The organism is Streptomyces aurantiogriseus (assembly GCF_014649375.1).
Lineage (GTDB): Bacteria > Actinomycetota > Actinomycetes > Streptomycetales > Streptomycetaceae > Streptomyces > Streptomyces aurantiogriseus.
Map to the genome: position 1 here is coordinate 1 of NZ_BMSX01000007.1, position 23,439 is coordinate 23,439.

The window sequence follows — 23,439 nt, forward strand, 5'->3', positions numbered from 1 at the left end:
CTCTCAGGCTTTCCTCCGGGCGCTTCCCTTCGGTCTTGCGTTTCCGACTCTATCAGATCTTTTCTCGATCCGATTTCCTCGGTGCTTTCCAGGCCACCGCTTTTGTTTCGCGGTTTCCTTTCCGGCGGTTCCGACTTTATCAGAAGTTCTGAGTCGGTTTTCCCGCCCCTCCCGGGGCTGTCCGGCGCACGAGGCGGCCGGGTTCCCGTTCAGGCGGAGCCGTAAACGTACTGGAGCGGGGCGCCCCGATGCAAATCGAGGTGCCCCGCTCCGAGTTCACGCGTACGAGGGGTCGTCCGCGGGTCAGACCTCCACGACGACCGGGAGGATCATCGGCCTGCGCCGATAGTTGTCGGAGACCCACTTGCCCAGGGTGCGGCGGACGAGTTGCTGCAGCTGGTGGGGTTCCACCACGCCGTCCTGGGCCGAGCGCTCCAGGACCTCGGTGATCTTCGGGATGACGTCCGCGAAGGCCGAGTCCTCGATGCCAGAACCGCGGGCCTGGACATGCGGGCCGCCCGTGATCTTGCCGGTGGAGGAGTCCATGACCACGAAGACCGAGATGATGCCCTCGTCGCCCAGGATCTTCCGGTCCTTCAGAGCCGGCTCGCCCACGTCGCCGACCGAGAGGCCGTCGACGTACACGTAACCCGCCTGGACCTTGCCGGAGATCTTGGCCTTGCCCTCGACGAGGTCGACGGCGACGCCGTCCTCGGCAATGACGATGCGGTCGTGCGGGACGCCGGTCAAGGCGCCGAGCTCGGCGTTGGCGCGCAGGTGGCGCCATTCGCCGTGGACCGGCATCAGGTTCTTCGGGCGGCAGATGTTGTAGAAGTACAGGAGCTCGCCCGCGGACGCGTGGCCGGAGACGTGCACCTTGGCATTGCCCTTGTGGACGACGTTCGCTCCCCAGCGGGTCAGGCCGTTGATCACGCGGTAGACCGCGTTCTCGTTGCCGGGGATGAGCGACGACGCCAGGATCACCGTGTCGCCGTCGACGATGCGGATCTGGTGGTCGCGGTTGGCCATACGGGAGAGGGCGGCCATCGGTTCGCCCTGGGAGCCCGTGCAGACCAGGACCACCTCGTGGTCCGGCAGGTCGTCGAGGGTCCTGACGTCCACGACCAGGCCCGGTGGGACCTTCAGGTAGCCCAGGTCGCGCGCGATGCCCATGTTGCGGACCATCGAGCGGCCGACGAAGGCGACCCGGCGGCCGTACTCGTGAGCCGCGTCCAGGATCTGCTGGATGCGGTGGACGTGGCTGGCGAAGCTGGCCACGATGATCCGCTTGCGGGCGCTCGCGAAGACCTGGCGCAGGACGTTCGAGATGTCGCGCTCGTGCGGGGTGAAGCCGGGGACTTCCGCGTTCGTGGAGTCCGAGAGAAGGAGGTCGATGCCCTCCTCGCTCAGGCGTGCGAACGCGTGGAGATCGGTCAGCCTGTTGTCCAGCGGGAGCTGGTCCATCTTGAAGTCGCCCGTGTGGACCGCCATGCCGGCGGGTGTGCGGATGGCGACCGCGAGGGCGTCCGGGATGGAGTGGTTGACCGCGACGAACTCGCAGTCGAACGGGCCGATGCGCTCGCGGTTCCCCTCCGCCACCTCGAGGGTGTACGGGCGGATGCGGTGCTCCTGGAGCTTGGCCTCGATGAGGGCGAGGGTCAGCTTGGAGCCGATCAGCGGGATGTCCGGCTTCTCCCGGAGGAGGTAGGGGACGCCGCCGATGTGGTCCTCGTGGCCATGGGTGAGGACGATGCCCTCGATCTGGTCGAGGCGGTCCCGGATGGACGAGAAGTCCGGCAGGATCAGGTCGATTCCGGGCTGCTCCTCCTCGGGGAAGAGCACTCCGCAGTCGACGATCAGCAGGCGGCCGCCGTACTCGAAGACCGTCATGTTGCGGCCGATCTCGCCGAGGCCGCCGAGCGGGGTGACCCGCAGGCCGCCTTCGGGGAGCGGCGGGGGCGGGCCCAGTTCAGGGTGCGGATGACTCAAAAGACTCTCCTCAACCACGCACGCCACGTACCGGTCGGGCACGTGGCGCGCGTGACGTGCGTGCAGAAGCAGTTGTCCTGATGAACGGCGCAGGCACCGGTGGCCTGCTGTATTCAGTTGTGAAGTCTGGTGTCAGAGCTGTACCCCGCCTGCGGCAAGATCGATCTTGAGCTGCTCGATCTCTTCGGGCGAGCACTCGACCATGGGCGCGCGCAGCGGGCCGGCGGGCAGGCCCTGGAGGGCGAGCGCGGCCTTCGTGGTCATGACGCCCTGGGTGCGGAACATGCCCGTGTAGACCGGGAGCAGCTTCTGGTGGATCTCGGTGGCCTTCTGGACGTCGCCGGAGACGAAGGCCTCGACGAGGGCGCGCAGGTCGGGGGTGACCACGTGGCCGACGACGGAGACGAAGCCGACCGCGCCCACGGAGAGAAGCGGGAGGTTCAGCATGTCGTCGCCGGAGTACCAGGCCAGGCCGGACCGGGCGATGGCCCAGCTGGCGCGGCCGAGGTCGCCCTTGGCGTCCTTGTTGGCGACGATCCGGGGGTGCTCGGCGAGGCGGACGAGTGTCTCGGTGTTGATCGGGACGCCGCTGCGGCCGGGGATGTCGTAGAGCATGACCGGCAGCTCGGTGGCGTCGGCGACGGCCGTGAAGTGGCGGTACAGGCCCTCCTGCGGGGGCTTGTTGTAGTACGGGGTGACGACCAGGAGGCCGTGTGCGCCCGTCTGCTGCGCCGCGCGCGCCAGCTCGATGCTGTGGTGGGTGTCGTTGGTGCCGACGCCGGCCACGATGTGGGCACGGTCGCCGACGGCCTCCAGGACGGCTCGTACCAGGTCCGATTTCTCCGCGTCGCTGGTGGTGGGGGACTCACCGGTGGTGCCGTTGATGATCAGGCCGTCGTTGCCTGCGTCCACCAGGTGGGTGGCGAGCCGCTGTGCGCCGTCGAGGTCGAGTGCGCCGTCCGCCGTGAAGGGCGTGACCATGGCGGTGAGGACCCGCCCGAAGGGGGTCTGCGGAGTGGAGGTCGGAGCCATGGGTAACACGCTACTCGTTGCTCAGGTCGGGGTCTTCCCTCGGGGCAGGCGACAAGTCCTGACAAATGCGGAGCCCGGCACTGCCTGCTCGGGGGTTCAAGCAGTGCCGGGTCCGTTTGATCAGGCTAGATGAACTTCTCTAAATGCCGCAATACGGACACTTCGCGCGGCTGATCCGCACATACGTCTTCGTTACGGGGCGACACGACCGTTGGCGTTGAAGGCCGCGTAGGTGAGGGGCATGAGCTTCGCCCACTCGGCCTCCATCTTCTCGCCGACCATCTCGATCTCCCGCTGCGGGAAGGACGGGACCTTGGCCAGCTCGTGCTGGGTGCGCAGGCCGAGGAAGTGCATCAGGGAGCGGGCGTTGCAGGTCGCGTACATCGAGGAGAACAGGCCCACGGGGAGGACCGCCCGGGCGACCTCGCGGGCGACGCCGGCGGCGAGCATCTCCTGGTAGGCCTCGTAGGCCTGCCGGTACGTGTCCTCCATGGTGCGGGCGACCAGCTCCTGCTGGGCCTCGGTGCCCTCGACGAAGACGTACTTGCCCGGGCGGCCCTCCTGGACGAGCTTGCGGGAGGCGTCGGGGACGTAGAAGACGGGCTGGAGCTCGCGGTAGCGGCCGCTCTCCTCGTTGTAGGACCAGCCCACGCGGTGCCGCATGAACTCGCGGAAGACGAAGATCGGGGCACTGATGAAGAAGGTCATCGAGTTGTGCTCGAAGGGGCTGCCGTGGCGGTCCCGCATCAGGTAGTTGATCAGGCCCTTGGAGCGCTCCGGGTCCTTGTTCAGCTCGTCCAGGGACTGCTCGCCGAGGGTCGAGACGCGGGCGGCGAACAGCACGTCGGCGTCGGACGCGGTGTGCTTGACCAGCTCGACGGTGACGTCGCTGCGGGTGAAGATCTTGGTGTCGTCGGCGGGCCTGTCGGTCACGGTGCGGGGGTCCTTCCCAGTGCGGCTTGAGAGCGGCGCCAACTCTACGGGGGCTCCCGAGGCAGGTGTTCAGGGGTGTGCCGCGAGATTCATGCGGGACGTCTCGTGAAAAGGGGCACGTTTTCGGGCACTCGCTCGTCTGTATCAGTGACGACGTCCACTCCACAACCCAAGGAGGAAGAACCCACCATGTTCCGTCGGAGCGAGTCCGTACCCTTCGCCTTCCTCGCCGAAGCCGACACGTTCCGGAGTAATGTCGCTCCACCGCCTCGCGAGCGGTCCTCCGCCGGCCAGATAGCCGGGCGCTGGCTCCTGGGGCTCACCATCGTGGCAGCGCTGGTGGGTTCCCTGGTCATCGGGATGCCGGCGCTGAGCGTGGATCACTCCGCGCAGACTCAGCAGTCACAGGCCTCTCAGGGGCGCTGACTCCATCCGGACCCCCGAAGGTGGTAGGCGCAGACCCAGGCGGATAGCCTCACCGGGCACAGCTCCTGCATGGATTGGAGTGAGGACCCGCCGTGCCCCTGCCCTTCCTGACGGCCGACCGCGCATTCGAGGCAGCCGACGATGTCGCGTTGCCCTTCGACGACCGTGACCGCTGGCGGCGCCCCTACCGCCCGGGACCCTGGCGTGTCGGTGTGGCCGCGCTGTGTCTGCTGCTCGCCTCGTACGTGCTGTTCGCGGGGGTCGTGATCGCGCTGACCGGCACGATGTCGGAGGCCGGGGCGGTCTTCGGGATCTCACTGCTGGTGATCGCCGGTGCGCTGCGGCTGCTGCGGATGGGCGTGTGGGTGAGCGCGCGGGGGCTGCGGCACGTGGGCTTCTTCCTCACGCGGACGGTGCCCTGGGACCGGGTCGTGGCTGTACGGACCGTACAGCAGCCGGTGCGCTGGCTGGGGCTGCCGCGGACCGTGCAGGGCCAGGCCCTGACGCTCGTACGGCAGGACCGGGCCGCTGAGGACGCCATGCTGCTGCTGACCACGCACGGGGCCGACTTCCTGGCGCGGTTCGAGGCGTTCGACCGGGCGGCGGATGCGGTGGAGGCGTGGGCCGCGGAGTACCGGCGGCCCTGAGCGCCGACTGGACACCTACACGGCTGTGGGCCCGGCCCGGCGTGTGCCGGCCGGGCCCACAGCCGTGTCGTCAGGTCGAGGCCTGCTGCCGTGAGGTCTGGTGCAGGGTGATCGCGCGTTGCATCGCCTTGCGGGCGCGCGGGGTGTCCCGGGCGTCGTGGTAGGCGACGGCGAGGCGGAACCAGGTGCGCCAGTCGTCGGGGGCGGCTTCCGTCTCGGCCTTGCGCCGGGCGAAGACCTCGTCGGCCGAGTCACGGTCGATCCGGCCGCTGGGGGTGCGCTTCAGCTCGTCGACGGGCAGGCCGCCCTCGGCGTCGAGTTCGGCGGCGAGCTGGTTGGCCCTGCGGACGAACTGGGTGTTCTTCCACAGGAACCAGACGCCGATGACCGGCAGGATCAGCACCGCCACGCCGAAGGTGACGGTGAGGAGCGTGCCGGACTGGATGAGCATGACGCCGCGGCTGCCGACCAGGGCGAAGTAGAAGACCAGGACGGCGGCGGTGAGGGCGTAGGAGAGCTTCGCGCGCATGAGGGTCAGGGGCTCAGTTCAGGTCCAGGAAGTGTTCCAGGCCGAAGGTGAGGCCCGGGGTGGTCACCACGCGGCGGGCGCCCAGCAGGATGCCCGGCATGAAGCTGCTGTGGTGCAGGGAGTCATGGCGGACGGTGAGGGTCTCGCCCTCGCCGCCCAGCAAGACCTCCTGGTGGGCCAGCAGGCCGCGGAGGCGGACGGCGTGCACCGGGACGCCGTCGACGTTCGCGCCGCGGGCGCCCTCCAGGGCCGTGACCGTGGCGTCCGGGGCCGGGGCGGAGCCGGCCGCGCGGCGGGCCTCGGCGATGAGCTGGGCGGTGCGCGTGGCGGTACCGGAGGGGGCGTCCACCTTGTTCGGGTGGTGCAGCTCGACGACCTCGACGGACTCGAAGTACGGCGCGGCGATCTGCGCGAACTTCATGGTCAGCACGGCCCCGATGGAGAAGTTCGGCGCAATGAGCACGCCGGTCTCCGGGGACTGGGCCAGCCAGCCCTTGAGCTGCGCGAGGCGCTCGTCGGTCCAGCCGGTGGTGCCGACCACGGCGTGGATGCCGTGCCGTACGCAGAAGTCGAGGTTGCCCATGACCGACCCCGGGGTGGTCAGTTCGACGGCGACCTGGGCGCCGGTCTCCGCCAGCGTCTCCAGCTTGTCGCCGCGGCTCAGGGCGGCGACCAGCTCCATGTCCTCGGCGGCCTCGACCGCCCGTACCGCCTCGGAACCGATGCGGCCCTTCGCGCCGAGGACCGCCACGCGCAGCTTGCTCATCTCTTGCTTCCTTGTCGAAGGTGCTTTCCGAAGACGGACGGGTGTCAGACCACGGCCTCGTGCAGACGGGACGCCTGCTTGTCCTTGAGCGGGCCGATGACCGACAGCGACGGGCGCTGTCCCAGGATCTCGCGGGCCACCGAGCGGACCTCGTCCGGGGTCACCGCAGCTATCCGGGTCAGCATGTCGTCGACGGACATCTGCTCGCCCCAGCACAGCTCACTCTTGCCGATGCGGTTCATGAGCGCACCGGTGTCCTCCAGGCCGAGGACGGTGGAGCCCTTGAGCTGGCCGATGGCGCGGCCGATCTCGTCGTCGGACAGGCCGTGCTCGGCGACGTGGTCGAGCTCGTCGCGGCAGATCTTCAGCACGTCGTGCACCTGGCTGGGCCGGCAGCCGGCGTACACGCCGAACAGACCGCAGTCGGCGAAGCCGGAGGTGTACGAGTACACGCTGTAGGCCAGGCCGCGCTTCTCACGGACCTCCTGGAACAGCCGGGAGGACATGCCGCCGCCCAGTGCCGTGTTCAGCACGCCGAGCGCCCAGCGGCGGTCGTCGGTGCGGGCCAGGCCGGGCATGCCGAGGACGACGTGCGCCTGCTCGGTCTTGCGGCCGATCAGCTCGACGCGGCCCGCGGTGCGGATCGCGCGCCTGCCGGCGCGCGGGGCGACGGGCGTGGCGTCGAGGTCGGTGAGGACGCCGGCCTTCTCGAAGGCGGCGCGGACCTGGCGTACGACCTTGTTGTGGTCGATGTTGCCGGCGGCGGCGACCACGAGGTGGGTGGGGTCGTAGTGCTTCTTGTAGAAGCGGCGGATGCGGTCGGCGGTGAGGGCGTTGACCGTGTCGACCGTGCCGAGGACCGGGCGGCCGAGGGGCTGCTCACCGAACATGGTGTGCGCGAACAGGTCGTGCACGCAGTCACCCGGGTCGTCCTCGGTCATCGCGATCTCCTCGAGGATCGCGCCGCGCTCGACGTTGACGTCCTCTTCGAGGATGAGGGAGCCCGTGAGCATGTCACAGACGACGTCTATGGCGAGCGGCAGGTCGGCGTCGAGCACGCGTGCGTAGTAGCACGTGTACTCCTTGGCCGTGAACGCGTTCATCTCGCCGCCGACCGCGTCGATGGCGGAGGAGATGTCCAACGCGCTACGCCGGGTCGTGCCCTTGAAGAGCAGGTGCTCCAGGTAGTGCGTGGCGCCGTTCAGGGCCGGGGTCTCGTCGCGGGAGCCGACGTGCGCCCAGATGCCGAAGGTCGCGGAGCGGACCGAGGGCAGGGTTTCGGTGACGATGCGCAGGCCGCCGGGGAGGGTGGTCTTGCGGACGGTGCCGATGCCGTTCTCGCCCTTGATGAGGGTTTGGGTACGGGCGACGGCCCGCGCCTCCGAAGAGGTGCGGGCCGTCGCCTTGGAGCTGCTCGACGTCACTTGTCGGTGTCGTCCTTCGTCTCATCGTTGTCTTCGCCCTCGATCACCGGGATGAGGGAGAGCTTGCCGCGCGAGTCGATCTCGGCGATCTCGACCTGGACCTTCTGGCCCACGCCGACCACGTCCTCGACGTTCTCCACGCGCTTGCCGCCGGCCAGCTTGCGGATCTGCGAGATGTGCAGCAGACCGTCCTTGCCCGGCAGGAGCGAGACGAACGCGCCGAAGGTCGTGGTCTTGACGACCGTACCCAGGTAGCGCTCGCCGACCTCGGGCATCGTCGGGTTGGCGATGCCGTTGATCGTCGTACGGGCCGCCTCGGCGGAGGGGCCGTCGGCGGCACCGATGTAGATGGTGCCGTCGTCCTCGATCGTGATCTCGGCGCCCGTGTCCTCCTGGATCTGGTTGATCATCTTGCCCTTGGGGCCGATGACCTCGCCGATCTTGTCGACCGGGATCTTCACGGTGATGATCCGCGGCGCGTTCGGGGACATCTCGTCCGGCGTGTCGATCGCTTCCATCATCACGTCGAGGATGTGGAGGCGGGCGTCACGGGCCTGCTTGAGGGCCGCGGCCAGGACGGAGGCGGGGATGCCGTCCAGCTTGGTGTCGAGCTGGAGGGCGGTCACGAACTCCTTGGTGCCGGCGACCTTGAAGTCCATGTCGCCGAAGGCGTCCTCCGCACCGAGGATGTCGGTGAGGGTGACGTAGTGCGTCTCGCCCTCGATCTCCTGGGAGATCAGGCCCATGGCGATACCGGCGACCGGGGCCTTCAGCGGCACACCGGCGTTCAGCAGCGACATGGTGGAGGCGCAGACCGAGCCCATCGAGGTCGAGCCGTTCGAGCTGAGCGCCTCGGACACCTGGCGGATCGCGTAGGGGAACTCCTCGCGGGTCGGCAGGACCGGCACCAGGGCGCGCTCGGCGAGGGCGCCGTGGCCGATCTCGCGGCGCTTCGGGGAACCGACGCGGCCGGTCTCACCGGTGGAGTACGGCGGGAAGTTGTAGTTGTGCATGTAGCGCTTGCGGGTCACCGGCGACAGGGTGTCCAGCTGCTGCTCCATGCGGAGCATGTTCAGGGTCGTGACGCCCAGGATCTGGGTCTCACCACGCTCGAACACGGCGGAGCCGTGGACCCGCGGGATGGCCTCGACCTCGGCGGCCAGGGTGCGGATGTCGGTGACACCGCGGCCGTCGATGCGCTTCTTCTCCTTGATCACGCGCTCACGGACCAGCTGCTTGGTGAGCGAGCGGTACGCGGCGGAGATCTCCTTCTCGCGGCCCTCGAACTCCGGCAGGAGCTTCTCGGCGGCGAGCGCCTTGACGCGGTCCAGCTCGGCCTCGCGCTCCTGCTTCCCGCCGATGGTCAGCGCGGAGGCGAGCTCCGGGCGGACGGCGGCGGTCAGCGCCTCCAGGACGTCGTCCTGGTAGTCGAGGAAGATCGGGAACTCGCCGGTCGGCTTGGCGGCCTTCGCGGCGAGGTCGGCCTGGGCCTTGCAGAGCACCTTGATGAAGGGCTTCGCGGCCTCCAGACCGGCGGCGACGACCTCCTCGGTCGGCGCCTCCGCGCCACCCTCGACCAGCTTGACGGTCTTCTCGGTGGCCTCGGCCTCGACCATCATGATCGCGACGTCGCCGTCCTCCAGGACGCGGCCCGCGACGACCATGTCGAAGACGGCGTCCTCGAGCTCGGTGTGCGTCGGGAAGGCCACCCACTGGCCGTTGATCAGCGCGACGCGGACGCCGCCGATCGGGCCGGAGAAGGGCAGACCGGCCAGCTGCGTGGACGCGGACGCGGCGTTGATCGCGACGACGTCGTACAGGTGGTCGGGGTTGAGCGCCATGATCGTGGCGACGACCTGGATCTCGTTGCGCAGGCCCTTCTTGAAGGACGGGCGCAGCGGGCGGTCGATCAGGCGGCAGGTGAGGATCGCGTCCTCGGAGGGGCGGCCCTCACGGCGGAAGAAGCTGCCGGGGATCTTGCCGGCGGCGTACATCCGCTCCTCGACGTCCACCGTCAGCGGGAAGAAGTCGAGCTGGTCCTTGGGGTTCTTGGAGGCGGTGGTGGCCGACAGCACCATGGTGTCGTCGTCCAGGTACGCCACGGCGGAGCCGGCGGCCTGCTTGGCCAGTCGGCCCGTCTCGAAACGGATGGTGCGGGTGCCGAAGGAACCGTTGTCGATGACGGCCTCGGCGTAGTGGGTCTCGTTCTCCACTAGCGTTTTCTCCTCGTCTTCGTCCCTGGTTGCCCGTGTGGCAGGGGGACGGTGGCGGAGAAGCGCTCCGTCTGGTGCGGGCCGGTCTTCGATCGAAGCACCCGGGGCTCTTGCCCGGGGGCCACTACCGAGGACCGGCGGCGGCGAGGTGCGCTCCTCCTTTTCTTGTCGTGCTGTGTCGTCCGTATTGCGTTGTGCTACCACACTACAAAGCGTGAGTGACACTCCGCACGTTTCCGTACGTACGGCAAAGGGAGCGGCCCCCGATCGTCACGGGAACCGCTCCCTTCACGGCGTCTTACTTGGCGCCCGCCGCACCACGGCGGATGCCGAGGCGGTCGACCAGCGTACGGAAGCGCTGGATGTCCTTCTTCGCCAGGTACTGCAGCAGCCGGCGGCGCTGACCGACCAGGATCAGCAGGCCACGGCGGGAGTGGTGGTCGTGCTTGTGGGTCTTGAGGTGCTCGGTCAGGTCGGAGATCCGACGGGACAGCAGAGCGACCTGGACCTCGGGGGAGCCGGTGTCACCCTCCTTGGTACCGAACTCGGAGATGATCTGCTTCTTCACTGCGGCGTCGAGCGACACGCGTACTCCTCGAAATCTGTGGATGGCCACCGAGTGCCCCCGGTCTGCGTCTCGGGGGAGCTTCCGTTACTCGGGAGGCGGGGATCCGCTGGGCGCGGCCTCCAGAGCGGGTGCTCCGGGGGTGCGTACACAAACGGCCGTCAGCCAGAGTACCAGCAGGCAGGGGCAGTCTTCGCACCGGTTCCCGAAGCGGGCGGGCGGCGCGGGCGCTGCCACTAGGGTGAACGGTGGGATCATCCGTGCGTCGGGAAGGGGTCGCCGCGCCATGGCGGAGGAAACGAACGAGGACGTCAAGGCCCGCAAGGAGCGGGAGCGCGACGAGCTGTACGCGCTCGACATCTCGGGCGTCGAGTGGCACTGCGCGCCGGGTACGGAGGAGCACGAGGAGCGGGTGGAGATCGCGTACCTGCCCGGCGGGGCCGTGGCGATGCGGTCGTCGCTCGACCCGGACACCGTGCTGCGCTACACGGAGGCGGAGTGGCGGGCCTTCGTGCTGGGCGCGCGGGACGGCGAGTTCGACCTGGAGCCGGCGCCGCACAACGGAGGGCTGACGGCGCAGTAGCCGTCGCGGCGGCCGGCCCGCGTCGGCCGCCGCGCACGAGCGGTCACGGCTTCTTCGCCGCGCCGCTCTCGACGCCGAGGACCAGGTACGTCCAGGCCTTCTCCCCGGAGGCGGGTCCGTCGGCGTTCTTGGCGCCGAGGAAGAGGCGCCCGTCCTGGACGACGATGTCGTTGTGGTCCGTCATGGTGAGCAGGGCGGCCTCGTCCGGCAGGCCGAAGTAGAAGTACGGGGTCTCCTTGCCCGTCTTCGGATCCAGAGCGACCAGCGCGCTGGGTGAGATGTGGTCGTCGGTCTGGCGCAGGGCGAGCAGTCGGTCGCCGCTCGTCCGCACCGGGTACAGCAGCGCGCCGGGGCCGGAGTCGAACTTCCTCGTGGTGTTCCCGGTGGCCAGGTCGAAGCCGATGACCCAGTTGGCGTTGGCCTGGTCGCCGGTCTCCTTGCTGCGCAGGAAGACCTGACCGGCGCCGACGGCGATGGTCGGGCAGTCGTCGACGACGAGGTAGTCGTCGTACGAGCACTCCCCCTCGTACGTGCCGTTCTGGAGGCGGATCGTGGCGCGGTTCCTGCCCTGGTCGTCGAGGGAGAGCATCTCGGAGATGCCGATCTCGCCGGCCTGGACCGCGAGGAGGGCCGGGTCGGCGGACGGGATGTTCAGGTCCCGGATGCCCTTGGCGGCGGTGTGGGTCCACAGCGTCCTGCCGGTCCTGGGGTCCACCTTGCGGGCCTTGTAGGCGACGCGCTCCAGCGAGTCGACGGGGAGGCTGTCGTCGTCGTTCCAGCACTGCTGACGGACGATCAGCGCGCCTCCGCCGGCGGCGCCCATGTCCTGGCAGGCGCCGGTGGAGGTGGTGCGCCACAGGCGCTTGCCGGTGTCCATGGAGTACGCGTCGGTGCCGCCGCCCCAGGTCACGACGACCGTGCCGTGGGTGAGGGTCACGCTCGGGGTGTCCTGGCTCTCGCCGCTCTCGGGGACGCCCGGCGAGTCGCCGTAGGCGGAGAAGGGGAAGTCGCTCTGCCAGACCGCGCGGCCGTCGTCGAGGTCGAAGAAGGCCACGTGATTGCAGTAGGAGTCCTCGGCGGCATTGGCGCGGTAGAGGACGGCCGTGCGGTTCTCGCCGGTGACATGGCGGGTGTAGCCGCAGATCGGGCCGTTGAGGGGGAGCTTCCACTTCTCGTCGCCGGGGGAGGCGTCGGTGCCGATGGTCAGACCGACGACGGTCTTGTTGATGCCCTTGGCGAGGATCTTGTCCGTGGCCCACATGCCCGGCATCTCGTAGTGCTCGCCGGGGGTCAGGTCGTCCACGGAGAAGCGGAAGGCCATCTTGCCGACCGTGCTCGCGGGCTGCTTCTCGACCGTCTCCCGGACGTCGAGGCGGCCCTGACCCGCGGCGGCCCGCGTCCTGGGCTTCGTGCCGCCGTTGTCACCGCCCCACAGGAGCCAGCCGCCGGTGCCGAGTGCCGCGACGAGCACGACAGCCAGCGGCCACACCAGCAGCCGCCGGCGGCGCCTGGTGCGGACGGCCTCCGCGGTCACGGTGGACTGGGTGTAGACGGACGGGGGTGGGCCGAAGCTCACGCTCGACGTTCCTTTCCCTGCGGTGCGTTCAGCTCGTCGTCGGCCGTCCGCACCGCGTCAGCTCGTCATCGACCGGGCGGTCGCGTACACGTCGAAGACCGCCAGCGCCAGCGGCACCAGGGTCAGCAGGACGAAGCCCTCGGCGATCTCCATGAAGCGTCCCCAGAACGGGGTGACGCCGCCCCGCGAGGCGATCAGGCCGATCCCGGTGACGATGGCGGACGCCGCCGCGATCGCCGCGATGAGCCAGATCGTACGGATGTCGAGGTCGGTGCGGTCGCCCGTCAGGGCGTCGCGGAACGCCGAGACGGGCGGGTTGAGCGCCAGGCCGAGTCCGAGGAGCACGAGGGAGCCGAGACCCGCGGCCAGGACGGGGGCGACCTGGGCGGTGTAGCGGAAGAGGTGGGCGCGCATCAGCAGGGCGATCCCCACGGCGAGGGCGAGCAGCTGGGCCCAGACGCCGTCGGAGAAACCGAGGACGGCGCAGGAGCCGACGGCGATCACCGCGCAGCCGCCGACCAGACCGACCAGGAGTTCGTGGCCGCGGCGGGCCTGGGCGGTGATCCGCTCGACGTCGACCGGCTCCTGGGGGGCCGGATCGGCGCCGTAGGCGCTGCGCGGGGCGGGGGTCTGGGCGTCGTAGCCGATCGGGAGCCGGGCGAAGCGCATGGACAGGCCGGGCAGGAAGGCCAGGGCGCCCACGCCGACGGGGGCGCACAGGGCGGCGATCTCGGACGGCGTCCAGTGCGCGAGGAGCCCCGCGAACACGGCGGCCAGGCCCACGCCCGAGGCGACGACACAGGCGACGAACGGGCCGTCCCCGCCGGGCGAGCACAGGGTGAGCAGCACCGCGGCGATCAGCACCGCCGCGCAGGCCAGCAGGAACTGGAGCTTGCCGATGCCCTGGCCGTCGGCGAGCGGAAGGAGTCCGGAGCCGGCCACCCCGATGTTCGGCAGCGCGCCGAGTCCCAGGGCGATGGCCGAGGGCCGGTCGTCGTAGACCCGGGCCCGTACGCAGGCGAGGGCGACCAGGAGGACGCCGGCGACCGCGGCGAGGACGCCGGGCAGCGAGTGCATGTCGTGGCGTGGGTCGCCCATCCAGGCCACGAAGGCCAGCAGGGCCGGCAGGACGCCGCCGCCGACGAGGCCCGCGGCACGGGTCAGGTCGCCGCCCCACAGGGTGTGTTCGCGGGTCACGGCCGAGGCGACCGCCTCGGACACGTCGTCGTAGACGGCGGGGGGCAGCGACTCGGAGAAGGGTCGCAGGGTGAGGAGTTCGCCGTCGAGGATGTGCTGGGCGGCGAACGAGCGCGAGCCGTCGAGGACCCTGCCGTCCCGGCGCACGAGGTGGTAGCCGACCGGGGCGCCCTCGGCAGAGCTCTGCCGGGAGAGCCTGAGGATCTCCGGATAGATGTCGACGACCGGGATGTCGTCGGGCAGGGCCACGTCGATCCTGCTGTCGGGCGCGACGATCGTGACCCGGCAGAAGCCGAGCCCGGTCCCGGAGGCGGCTCCCGTTCCGTGCCCTCCTCCGGTGGCTGCCGCGGAGGCCGTGATGCTCACCTGCTGCTCCCCCTCAGTGATGGTTCCGCGTCGGCGGTGTGAAAATCCTGCGCCGGTTCGCGCCCCGCGGGACCCGTGGGTCCGGCCGGGCGGCGGAACAGGCGCCGTGAGGCGGCCGCCGAGCGCCGAAGCGTTCCGAATCACACGGAATGTCCCGGCCTCCGCGGCCCATGTCGCATGTGCTCACGCGAACATCCGGCACCCTACCGCCCCCTCGTCACACGAGAAGTCAGTAGGATCACGCGGCGGCCTGCGTCCGCCTGACACGGGGTGGCGGACGGTACTTACCCGGAACTGCCCGGGGCCGCTGAGGGAATTGGTGAGCAGTGAGCCACATCGTCGTGAAGCGGCCGCCTCGGTCGCTGCCGTCCGAAGTGCCCACGGGCGAGATCGCCGTGCAGCCTCCGCCCGAGTTGCCGCGGGGGCATCAGGAGAGCGTGCTGATGCAACTCCTGCCGACCCTCGGCATGGGTGGCTCGGTGGTCTTCTTCTTCACGAGCGGGCAGCCGTTCATGAGGATCATGGGCATGGTCATGATCGCCTCGACGATCGCCATGTCCATCGCCATGGTGGTCCGCTTCCGCCGCGGCACCCAGGGGCAGTTGGCGGACCTGCGCCGCGACTACCTGAGCTACCTCGCCCAGACCCGCCGCACCACGCTCGACACCGCGAGGGCGCAACGGGACGCGCAGTACTACCTCCACCCCTCCCCCGAGCAGCTGTGGGCGCTGGTCGCCGAGGGCAGCCGGGTGTGGGAACGGCGGCCGGGCGACGAGGACTTCGCCCAGGTCCGCATCGGTCTCGGCCCCCAGGCGCTCGCCACTGCGCTCGTCGCCCCCGAGACCGGGCCCGTCGAACAGCTCGAGCCGCTGACGGCGGGCGCCCTGCAGCGCTTCCTCGCCGTCCACGGCACCCTGGACGACCTGCCGATGGCCGTCTCCCTGCGGGCCTTCTACCACGTGACGATCAGCGGCGAGCCGCAGTCGGTACGGTCCTCCGCCCGGGCCCTGGCCGGTTCGCTGACCGCACTGCACTCCCCCGAGGACCTGCTCCTCGTCGTCGCGGCGGGCCGGGACGAGCTGGCGCACTGGGAGTGGGTCAAGTGGCTTCCGCACGTCCAGGCGTCGGACGCCGTGGACGGCGCGGGCAGCCGCCGGATGATCGGCAGCGACGCGCGCGAGCTGGAGAACATGATCGCGTCCCGGCTCGGCGGCCGTCCCCGGTTCCACCCGAACGCCACGCCCCTCCCGGACGAGCCGCACATCGTCGTCCTCCTCGACGGCGTCTCGCTCGCCCCCGACTCGCTCCTGGCCAACCCCGAGGGACTCCAGGGCGTGACGGTCCTCGAGGTCGTCCCCGGCGAACTGACCGGGACCGGCGGCGACCTCTCCATCGTCGTACAGCCCGGCGCGCTGCATCTGGAGTCGGGGCACGGTGTCGTCTACGAGGGGACGCCTGATGTTCTGTCGTACGAGTCCGCGGAGGTGCTCGCCCGGCAACTGGCCCCGCTGCGGATGGCGTCCGGCGGGGACGACGACGAACCGCTGCTGGCCAACCTGGAGTTCACCGAGCTGCTGAACCTCGGCGACGCCGCGTCCGTCGACACCCGGCGCACCTGGCGGCCGCGTTCGCTGGCCGAGCGGCTGCGGGTGCCGATCGGCGTCGGCGAGGACGGCCGGCCCGTGATGCTCGACCTCAAGGAGGCCGCGCAGGAGGGCATGGGCCCGCACGGCCTGTGCGTGGGCGCGACCGGTTCCGGCAAGTCCGAGCTGCTGCGCACGCTGGTGCTGGGCCTCGCGGTCACCCACTCCTCGGAGACCCTGAACTTCGTCCTCGCCGACTTCAAGGGTGGCGCGACCTTCGCCGGCATGGCACAGATGCCGCACGTCGCGGCCGTGATCACCAACCTGGCGGACGACCTGACCCTGGTCGACCGCATGGGCGACTCCATCCGCGGCGAGCTCAACCGCCGCCAGGAGATGCTGCGGGACGCCGGCAACTACGCCAACATCCACGACTACGAGAAGGCGCGCGCGGCGGGCGCTCCCCTGCAGCCGATCCCCTCCCTGGTCCTGGTGATCGACGAGTTCAGCGAACTGCTGACGGCGAAGCCGGACTTCATCGAGATGTTCGTGCAGATCGGCCGGATCGGCCGCTCGCTCGGCGTGCACCTGCTGCTGGCCTCACAGCGCCTGGAGGAGGGCCGGCTGCGCGGCCTGGAGACGTATCTGTCGTACCGCATCGGTCTGCGGACCTTCTCGGCGGCCGAGTCGCGCGCGGCGCTGGGTGTGCCCGACGCCTACGAGCTGCCGAACGTGCCGGGTTCCGGCTTCCTGAAGTTCGGCACGAACGAGATGGTGCGGTTCAAGGCGGCCTACGTCTCCGGCGTCTACCGTTCGGGCACGCAGCGGGCGGCACTGAGCGGCGGTCCGCTGCCGGTGGACCGGCGGCCGGTGCTGTTCACGGCGGCCGAGGTGCCGGTGCGGTACGTGCAGGTGCCCCAGCAGTCCTCCGGGGACGAGCCGGAGGTCGACGAGGCCCTCGCGGACACCGTCCTCGACGTGATCGTGCGCCGGCTGGAGGCGCAGGGCCCGGCGGCCCACCAGGTGTGGCTGCCGCCGCTGGACAGCCCGCCGTCGCTCGACGCCCTCCTGCCCGGCCTCACGGCGGTGCAGGACCGCGGCCTCACCCAGCCCGGCTACGAGGGCGCGGGCCGCCTGGTCGTGCCGGTCGGTCTGGTGGACAAGCCGTACGAGCAGCGCCGTGACGCCCTCTGGGTGGACTTCTCCGGCGCGGCCGGCCACATGCAGATCCTCGGCGGCCCGCAGTCCGGCAAGTCGACCCTGCTGCGTTCGCTGATCTGCTCCTTCGCCCTCACCCACACGCCGTACGAGGTCCAGTTCTACGGCCTCGACTTCGGCGGTGGCGGCATGGCGTCGGTGGCCGGTCTGCCGCATGTGGGCGGGGTGGCCTCGCGTCTGGACCCGGAGCGGGTGCGGCGCACGGTGGCCGAGGTGTACGGCGTGATGACGCGCCGCGAGGAGTACTTCCGTTCGGCCGGGATCCCGTCGATCGGCGACTTCCGGGCCCGCCGGGCGCGGGGCGAGATCTCGGTCACCGATCAGCCCTGGGGCGACGTCTTCCTGGTCATCGACGGCTGGGGCAACTTCAGGGCGGACTACGAGACGCTGGAGCCGGTCGTCCTCGAGATGGCGGCGCGCGGCCTGGGCTACGGCATCCACGTCGTCCTGACGGCGTCACGGTCGATGGAGGTCCGGGCGAACATGAAGGACCACCTCATGAACCGCCTGGAACTGCGACTCGGCGACACCATGGACTCCGAGATGGACCGCAAGGTCGCCGCCAACGTCCCGGTGGGCGTTCCGGGCCGCGGTCAGTCGCCGCAGAAGCTGCACTTCATGGCGGCGGTCCCCCGCATCGACGGGCTCGCCTCGGACACCGACCTCTCCGACGCCACGCAGGCGCTGGCCACGGAGGTCTCCCGCCACTGGCAGGCACCGCCGGCTCCCGAAGTACGGCTGCTGCCCCGGGAGTTCCCGGCCGCCCAGCTGCCGCCGGGCAACCGCTTCCCGCGCCAGGGCGTCGCCTTCGCCCTCGACGAGAACGCCCTCGAGCCGGTCTTCGTCGACTTCGAGCAGGACCCGTTCTTCCTCGTCTTCGGCGAGAGCGAGTCGGGCAAGTCGAACCTGCTGCGCCTGCTGATCAAGCAGCTGACGGAACGCTACTCGGGCGACGAGTGCAAGCTGTTCGTGGTCGACAACCGGCGCTCCCTGCTGGACGTCACCCCGTCCTCCCACCTGGCCGAGTACATCCCGATGTCCAACGCCATGGACCACCACATGTCCGCCCTCGCCAACCTGATGCAGCGCCGCACCCCGACCGCGGACGTGACGGCACAGCAGCTGCGGGACCGCAGCTGGTGGCAGGGGCCGAACGTGTTCGTCGTCATCGACGACTACGACCTCGTCTCGACGTCCAGCGGAAACCCGCTGGCCGGGCTCACGGAACTGCTGCCGTTCGCCCGGGACGTGGGCGTGCGCTTCATCATCGCGCGCTCCACGGCCGGCGCGGGACGGGCCGCGTACGAGGCGTTCATGCAGCGCATCAAGGAACTGGGCGCGCAGGGCGTGGTGCTGGCGGGTGACCCCGGAGAGGGAGACGTCCTCGGCGGGGTCCGGCCCCGGCCGATGCCCGCGGGGCGGGGCGTCTTCGTCTCCCGTCGTCGGGGGAAGCCGTTGGTGCAGGTGGGGTTGGTGCCGGAAGGGACGTACTGACGTTCTGAGGGGCCGTCCTGGGCACGTGAGTTGTCGTACTCGGCGCCGGGGGGCGTCAGGGGGACGTCTGATATGTCGTACGAGACGCGAGGAGGGACGCGCTGATGGCGGGTATGAGGATCTTCATGATCCTTTTGGCCCTGGCGCTGGCGGGACTCGGCGCCGCCGACCAGCGCGCGCTGTGGTGGCGGTTCCGGGATCCGGCGGCTAACGAGCCGTCGGACTCGGCGTACCGGTCGAAGCGGATCGTGGCGTTCCTCTGTGCCGCGGTCATGATGGGCATGGTCCTGTGGACATTCACGTGGTGAGATCCGTGAACTCGCTTGAATCGAGTTCGCGGATCTGGCCTGTTGGTGACTGACAGGAGCAACCCGCCCGATACGCGGGCTTTCACGGGGACACGGGGAAGGGGCACGCCCATGGCGTGGGACGAATGGGAACAGCTGAAGGCGGAGGCGGCCGCGGGGGGTGCGCCCCACATGCAGCTGAACCAGCTGGATCCCGGCAGCGGCCCGGTACGTCCTGCGCCGGATCCCGGTCAGTACGGCGAGCTGAAGGCAAGCCAAAGCGACCTGGCGAAGATCGGCACCCATGCGTTCGATCTATACAACGATCTCTGGAACAAGGGGCGTCGGGCGGTACCCACCAGTGAGCGTGCCGCCGGCAAGCTCAGCACTGCCGGCTTCGCCCTGGGCAGCGCGCTTCAGCACGTCGCGCTCCGCTGGGACGAACAGCTGGGCTCCCTCAGGGACGCGTGCGCGCACATCTCGAACCACATGACCGTCACGAAGAAGCTGCATGCCGGCGACGACCACTACATCCGCCGACAGATGAGCAGCATCGACGTGCTGGACGCGGGCTTCGACGAACGCGTCGGTGATCCCGGCAAGCCGAACTCGGTGTACGGCGAGAAGGATGACAAGAAGGACGACGAGAAGGGCAAGTAGGACTGATGGATCTCGACGCCCTTCGGAACATCGACTTCGGTCTGCTCGACGACGCCGTCGACGACTGGTCCACGATGGTCGACGACCTGGAAACGCTGATGGACGCCGCCGAGAAGGGCCTCCACGGCGCCGCCAACAAGGCCAACTGGGCGGGTTACAACGCAACCGTGTCGAAGGAGTTCATCGGCAAGACGGCCGGGGAGTTCACGGACGCACACAGTCAGGCCTCGTCCATTCACAAGATCCTCAGGGACACCCGGGACGAGCTGAAGAGCTACAAGGGGCAGCTCAACGACGCCATCGAGCGGGGCCGTCAGAAGAACCTGACGGTGATCGGCTACGAGGGTGGGTTCACGGTCACGTCCAGCGTCCCGCCGGAGGGGCGCGCCCAGCAGGACAAGGACAACCAGGGTGAGATCACCGCGCTGCGCGACGAGATCCAGAAGATCCTGGAGAAGGCGACCGAGAGCGACACCTCGGCCAGCACCGTCCTGATGGCAATCGCCGATCAGAGCAAGCTGGGTTTCTCGGACGTCGACTACGCCGACCGGGACTCGGCGGCCGAGGCCATCAAGGAGGCCGATGAGCTAACCGAGTTGGCGAAGAAGAATCCCGAGGACCTGACGCCCAAGGAGTTCGACCGGCTCAACACGATCCTGAAGAAGAACGCGGACGACGAACTGTTCGCGGCACGCTTCGCTACCCGCCTGGGGGCGGAAGGGACCCTCGACTTCTGGACCGGTATCAACGACCCGCACAGTGCCTGGAAACTGGGCCAGCAGCGGGCCGACCAGTACGACGACCTGCAGAAGAACCTCAGTCTCGCGCTCGCCACGGCTTCGCAGAGCGACAGCGCCGGCATGACCGAGTGGAAATCCAGCATGGTCGACCTGGTCGACAAGCCGGTGGGCCGCAACGGCGGTTTCCCCCTCGGTGGTCAGGTCATGTCCAACCTGATGCGGTGGGGCGACTACGACGACCGGTTCCTCGTCGACTACGGCGACAAGCTGATCGAGACGGAGAAACAGTTCACGGGCAACGGCCGGCACGGTGCCTGGGCCGGCACCGGCGCCGACCCTCTCCTCAACCGCACCGGCACCGACTCGGGCTGGGATCCGATGACCGGATACCTCAAAGCACTTTCCAACAGCCCTGACGCGGCTACGAAGTTCTTCAACGGCACCTTCGTCACCAAGGACGAGGACCACGACTTCACCCACGACACGGACGGCGACGGCAAGCAGGGCAGGCGGACCCTCAGCAACTTCGACTACCTCTTCGAGGAGCGGGACTGGCCGCAGGACCGGGACGCCAAGGGCGAGGACAGTATCGCGGGGCGGAACTACCTGGCTGCGGCGCTGGAGGCGGCTACTACGGGGCATCCGGCTGGGGAGACGCCGACGGTCGACACGCCTCCGCACAATGCAGCACAGACAAAGCTCATGGAGAGCCTGGTCGCATCGATCGGGGACGATCCTGAGCGGCTGACCAAGTACGGGTACATGTCCGACAGCATCGGTCAGATCGCCTCGGAGTATCTGCCGGACATGAACCGGGCCATGAGCGATGTGAAGAGAGACCCAGAGTCGGAACCGTGGCAGGACATTGCAAAGCTGTACCCCATTTCCGGATCCGAAGCCAAGCTCGAGCACACGGATGTAACCAAGCTTCTCTTTGCCGTTGGACAGAATGAGGAGGGTTACGCCGCTGTTGAGGTTGGCCAGAAGGCATACATGGGCAAGCTGATGGACTACCACCTGAACCCGGACCTGCCGCCGGCGCTACGCGTCCCCGATAGCCCCGAGCTCATCGTCCAACAGATCACTTCGCGATCGGGGGAAGTGTCCGGCACTCTAGGGCTTGGCGTCCAGGAGGCCATCGGGAGTGAAGCCTCGGACAAGGACAAGGCGTACGAACACTCTGTGGCTCAGCGCAAGAACTGGATTTCCGGTGGGGTCGGCACCGCTGTCGGCGTAGGCACTTCTTTTATCGCAACCCCGTGGGTAGGTGCCCTAGTTGGCGGAGGAGCGGGCACTGTTACCAGCATGGTCCTGGAATCGGTATTCCAGAATGCTGAGGGGAATGCGATGGACGACGCCAAGAAGACTGGCGGAGAGTTTTGACAAGAGGGCCAGGTGAGAAATATGGCCATCGCAGAATCCGCAGCCCGAACGGCAGTGGATAAGTACGGTTTGACCGACTCTGAAGACCTTGACGCTACAGCCAGGGAGTCAGCACGCCAGGGCTACTACAATGCGCGACTGATTCTCGACGGAGGGGCTCCAGGAAGTACCACAGATTTCGGATAACACGCTGCCCGGAAGGGAGATTCATGAATCACCACCGAAGAGCCTTCAAGCGCCCTCCGATGGCTACTTTTGCCACAGTCACAGCTCTCGCTTTCACCCTTTCAGGTTGCTCCGGCGATGAGCCGAAACGCGAGTACACCGTTCCGGACTCCCTATGTGGTACGGCGATCAACGCCGACGATCTGGCGCCCTTCCTTCCAGCCGGAAAGAAAATCACCATCAGAGACAAATCATACTCATGGACCGCCATATGCAAGATAGTGGTCGACGATACGCTCATCGTGACCACCAGCCAAACATGGCTGAAAGAGGGGACTACGACAGAAAACTTCGCATACGGCCAAACGCTTGACACTCCCAAGAATTCTGCAGACGAGGGGAGATTCCGATACTCGGGTTACGAGGCCTTCGGCAAGACGCAAAACTGCGTTGACACGAGGAACAAGCAAGCACTGTATACGGCGATCCAAGCCCAAGGATCAAAGCATCGGGATGCCGAAGCGATGAAGCGCCTCATCATCTCCTTCACAAAAGCGGTAGAGAAATCGGCGGAGTGCAAGGAGGGAGCCAAGTAACGACCGTGACAGGAACCCAAGTGCGGGGTGGGAAAGGTCTCTCAATGCGGAGCCGTAGTGTGCTGAGATCGGCGTCTCTCGTATGCGCCGTTCTGCTTACCTTCGTCGGCTGCGCCGGTGAGGACAAGAGCGAGATCAAGGCAGACGAGGTCTGCCCGTCTCTGGGCTCCTCGTCCAACGCTGCTGAGGCTCTGCGGAAGGTACTGCCCGAAGAATCCTCGTACTCCTTCGAAGACGATGTGAAACCCCGCGCCGCAGTCACTGACACGGTCTACGAGCCGTCCTGTTTCGTCTCTGGAAGCGGCAAGCAACTACTGGTCGCAAAGTCCCTCCTAATGCGAGACGAGTCGGCAGCCAGCTGGACGCGGTGGGTCAAGGGTACGGCTGCGAACAATGCGTCCGTCGCATCGCTCACGCCTTTTACCGACGATAAGAAAGCCGTAGCCTCCAGCCGATTCGCGGCCATCTTCATGCCCTGCACCTCAGCAGGGAAGGTCCCGGGCGGGCAGTACAACGTGAGTGTTTCCGTCGAGTTGAAGCAGGCGGGCAGCACCAGCGATACCGCAGCCCGTGATGAATTGATCAAGTTGGTGAAGCACGCCGCTTCTTACTCCCACGGCAAAGCCAAGTGCGACATGTGACCCGAGATCGCCGGATGTCGCCGCTGCATGCGGCATAACGTGAATTCCGGTACAGCAAAGGGTGGGCACCTCCCGTGCGTGCCCACCCTGTTGAGCTGTGCTGCTCGGCGTTACATGAAGTAGCTGGCGCCCTTCAGGTCGCCGCCCCGGTAGTCACCGCCGGCGGTGTGGACCAGCTTCGAGATCTGCACCAGCGCCGAGTGGATGCCCCGGGCGTGCGTGTCCCACTGGCCGGCCTTCTTCTGGAACTCGCTGTACGCTTCGCCGCCCCAGCCCGCGGACACGTTGAGCACGGCCTGCTTCAGGGCTTCCAGGTCTTCCTCGAGCTTCGTGGCCTGGTTGCCGAGCTCGGTGGCGAGCGCGTCCATGGTGCCGTACGTGACGGCAAGTTCGTCGTAGTGGACTCCGGACATGGTTCCCTCGTTT

At 68.5% G+C, this 23,439-nt stretch carries 20 protein-coding genes; 9 read left to right on the forward strand and 11 right to left on the reverse strand.

Features of this window, described 5'->3' with window-relative positions:
* Positions 1–303 precede the first annotated feature (303 nt).
* The 3 genes from IE263_RS16430 to thyX form a co-directional block, all read right to left on the reverse strand.
* The gene (locus IE263_RS16430; RefSeq protein WP_189937033.1) at positions 304–1,989 is read right to left on the reverse strand and encodes a ribonuclease J; all 1,686 of its coding nucleotides are present in this window, start codon (positions 1,987–1,989) and stop codon (positions 304–306) included.
* Between the two features lie 132 nt (positions 1,990–2,121).
* Positions 2,122–3,021: a 4-hydroxy-tetrahydrodipicolinate synthase gene (dapA, locus tag IE263_RS16435; RefSeq protein ID WP_189937035.1), complete on the reverse strand. Its 900-nt coding sequence runs from the start codon at positions 3,019–3,021 to the stop codon at positions 2,122–2,124.
* 192 nt (positions 3,022–3,213) lie between these two features.
* Positions 3,214–3,954, reverse strand: coding sequence for an FAD-dependent thymidylate synthase (gene thyX / locus IE263_RS16440; RefSeq protein ID WP_189937037.1), 741 nt, complete (start codon positions 3,952–3,954; stop codon positions 3,214–3,216).
* A gap of 189 nt (positions 3,955–4,143) precedes the next feature.
* Between thyX and IE263_RS48570 the strand changes: the two genes are divergently transcribed.
* Together IE263_RS48570 and IE263_RS16445 are read left to right on the forward strand one after the other, a co-directional pair.
* On the forward strand, positions 4,144–4,380 hold the full coding sequence (locus tag IE263_RS48570; protein WP_229911012.1) for a hypothetical protein: 237 nt from the start codon (positions 4,144–4,146) through the stop codon (positions 4,378–4,380).
* A 92-nt stretch (positions 4,381–4,472) separates the two neighbouring features.
* The gene (locus IE263_RS16445; RefSeq protein ID WP_189937039.1) at positions 4,473–5,027 is read left to right on the forward strand and encodes an SCO5741 family PH domain-containing membrane protein; all 555 of its coding nucleotides are present in this window, start codon (positions 4,473–4,475) and stop codon (positions 5,025–5,027) included.
* Positions 5,028–5,097: 70 nt separating this feature from the next.
* Here the strand turns inward: IE263_RS16445 and IE263_RS16450 are convergent, their stop codons facing one another.
* The 5 genes from IE263_RS16450 to rpsO all read right to left on the reverse strand — a co-directional run bounded on the left by IE263_RS16450 (position 5,098) and on the right by rpsO (position 10,545).
* Positions 5,098–5,556 carry a tetratricopeptide repeat protein gene (locus tag IE263_RS16450; RefSeq protein WP_189937041.1) on the reverse strand — a complete coding sequence of 153 codons (459 nt, stop codon included), beginning with the start codon at positions 5,554–5,556 and terminating at the stop codon, positions 5,098–5,100.
* 13 nt (positions 5,557–5,569) lie between these two features.
* Complete coding sequence (gene dapB, locus IE263_RS16455; protein ID WP_189937043.1) at positions 5,570–6,322, reverse strand: 4-hydroxy-tetrahydrodipicolinate reductase; 753 nt, start codon at positions 6,320–6,322, stop codon at positions 5,570–5,572.
* 44 nt (positions 6,323–6,366) lie between these two features.
* The gene (locus IE263_RS16460; protein WP_189937045.1) at positions 6,367–7,746 is read right to left on the reverse strand and encodes a M16 family metallopeptidase; all 1,380 of its coding nucleotides are present in this window, start codon (positions 7,744–7,746) and stop codon (positions 6,367–6,369) included.
* Positions 7,743–9,959, reverse strand: a complete 2,217-nt coding sequence (locus IE263_RS16465) for a polyribonucleotide nucleotidyltransferase (protein WP_189937047.1) — start codon at positions 9,957–9,959, stop codon at positions 7,743–7,745. The genes IE263_RS16460 and IE263_RS16465 overlap by 4 nt, the downstream gene beginning before the upstream one ends.
* Positions 9,960–10,257: 298 nt before the next feature.
* Complete coding sequence (gene rpsO, locus IE263_RS16470) at positions 10,258–10,545, reverse strand: 30S ribosomal protein S15 (protein WP_043504552.1); 288 nt, start codon at positions 10,543–10,545, stop codon at positions 10,258–10,260.
* Positions 10,546–10,810: 265 nt separating this feature from the next.
* On the opposite strand from rpsO, the gene IE263_RS16475 reads away from it, so the two are divergent.
* Positions 10,811–11,107, forward strand: a complete 297-nt coding sequence (locus IE263_RS16475; protein WP_189937049.1) for a DUF397 domain-containing protein — start codon at positions 10,811–10,813, stop codon at positions 11,105–11,107.
* A gap of 43 nt (positions 11,108–11,150) precedes the next feature.
* Here IE263_RS16475 and IE263_RS16480 read toward each other — a convergent pair whose 3' ends face one another.
* Together IE263_RS16480 and eccD are read right to left on the reverse strand one after the other, a co-directional pair.
* Positions 11,151–12,683, reverse strand: coding sequence for an outer membrane protein assembly factor BamB family protein (locus IE263_RS16480; protein WP_189937051.1), 1,533 nt, complete (start codon positions 12,681–12,683; stop codon positions 11,151–11,153).
* A 57-nt stretch (positions 12,684–12,740) separates the two neighbouring features.
* A complete protein-coding gene (eccD, locus tag IE263_RS16485; protein ID WP_189937053.1) occupies positions 12,741–14,246 on the reverse strand; it encodes a type VII secretion integral membrane protein EccD in 1,506 nt (501 codons plus the stop codon).
* Positions 14,247–14,572: 326 nt separating this feature from the next.
* Here eccD and eccCa point away from each other — a divergent pair, with 326 nt between their 5' ends.
* The 6 genes from eccCa to IE263_RS16515 all read left to right on the forward strand — a co-directional run bounded on the left by eccCa (position 14,573) and on the right by IE263_RS16515 (position 23,013).
* Complete coding sequence (gene eccCa, locus IE263_RS16490) at positions 14,573–18,541, forward strand: type VII secretion protein EccCa (protein ID WP_189937055.1); 3,969 nt, start codon at positions 14,573–14,575, stop codon at positions 18,539–18,541.
* A 125-nt stretch (positions 18,542–18,666) separates the two neighbouring features.
* Complete coding sequence (locus IE263_RS16495; RefSeq protein WP_189937057.1) at positions 18,667–18,849, forward strand: DUF6199 family natural product biosynthesis protein; 183 nt, start codon at positions 18,667–18,669, stop codon at positions 18,847–18,849.
* Between the two features lie 111 nt (positions 18,850–18,960).
* Entirely contained in the window at positions 18,961–19,488 is a 528-nt protein-coding gene (locus IE263_RS16500) for a hypothetical protein (RefSeq protein WP_189937059.1), read from the forward strand.
* A gap of 5 nt (positions 19,489–19,493) precedes the next feature.
* Positions 19,494–21,611 (forward strand): DUF6571 family protein, encoded by a 2,118-nt coding sequence (locus IE263_RS16505; protein ID WP_308430622.1) that lies wholly within the window; start codon positions 19,494–19,496, stop codon positions 21,609–21,611.
* A gap of 209 nt (positions 21,612–21,820) precedes the next feature.
* Positions 21,821–22,372 (forward strand): hypothetical protein, encoded by a 552-nt coding sequence (locus tag IE263_RS16510; RefSeq protein ID WP_189937061.1) that lies wholly within the window; start codon positions 21,821–21,823, stop codon positions 22,370–22,372.
* Between the two features lie 59 nt (positions 22,373–22,431).
* Positions 22,432–23,013 (forward strand): hypothetical protein, encoded by a 582-nt coding sequence (locus IE263_RS16515; protein ID WP_189937063.1) that lies wholly within the window; start codon positions 22,432–22,434, stop codon positions 23,011–23,013.
* Positions 23,014–23,123: 110 nt separating this feature from the next.
* Here IE263_RS16515 and IE263_RS16520 read toward each other — a convergent pair whose 3' ends face one another.
* The gene (locus IE263_RS16520; RefSeq protein WP_189937065.1) at positions 23,124–23,426 is read right to left on the reverse strand and encodes a WXG100 family type VII secretion target; all 303 of its coding nucleotides are present in this window, start codon (positions 23,424–23,426) and stop codon (positions 23,124–23,126) included.
* Between the last annotated feature and the right edge of the window lie 13 nt (positions 23,427–23,439).

Coding starts and splice junctions, on each gene's coding strand:
- dapA (WP_189937035.1), bottom strand. CDS start 3,021: ATGGCTCCGACCTCCACTCCGCAGACCCCCTTCGGGCGGGTCCTCACC.
- IE263_RS48570 (WP_229911012.1), top strand. CDS start 4,144: ATGTTCCGTCGGAGCGAGTCCGTACCCTTCGCCTTCCTCGCCGAAGCC.
- IE263_RS16450 (WP_189937041.1), bottom strand. CDS start 5,556: ATGCGCGCGAAGCTCTCCTACGCCCTCACCGCCGCCGTCCTGGTCTTC.
- dapB (WP_189937043.1), bottom strand. CDS start 6,322: ATGAGCAAGCTGCGCGTGGCGGTCCTCGGCGCGAAGGGCCGCATCGGT.
- IE263_RS16475 (WP_189937049.1), top strand. CDS start 10,811: ATGGCGGAGGAAACGAACGAGGACGTCAAGGCCCGCAAGGAGCGGGAG.
- IE263_RS16495 (WP_189937057.1), top strand. CDS start 18,667: ATGATCCTTTTGGCCCTGGCGCTGGCGGGACTCGGCGCCGCCGACCAG.
- IE263_RS16500 (WP_189937059.1), top strand. CDS start 18,961: ATGGCGTGGGACGAATGGGAACAGCTGAAGGCGGAGGCGGCCGCGGGG.
- IE263_RS16505 (WP_308430622.1), top strand. CDS start 19,494: ATGGATCTCGACGCCCTTCGGAACATCGACTTCGGTCTGCTCGACGAC.
- IE263_RS16510 (WP_189937061.1), top strand. CDS start 21,821: ATGAATCACCACCGAAGAGCCTTCAAGCGCCCTCCGATGGCTACTTTT.
- IE263_RS16520 (WP_189937065.1), bottom strand. CDS start 23,426: ATGTCCGGAGTCCACTACGACGAACTTGCCGTCACGTACGGCACCATG.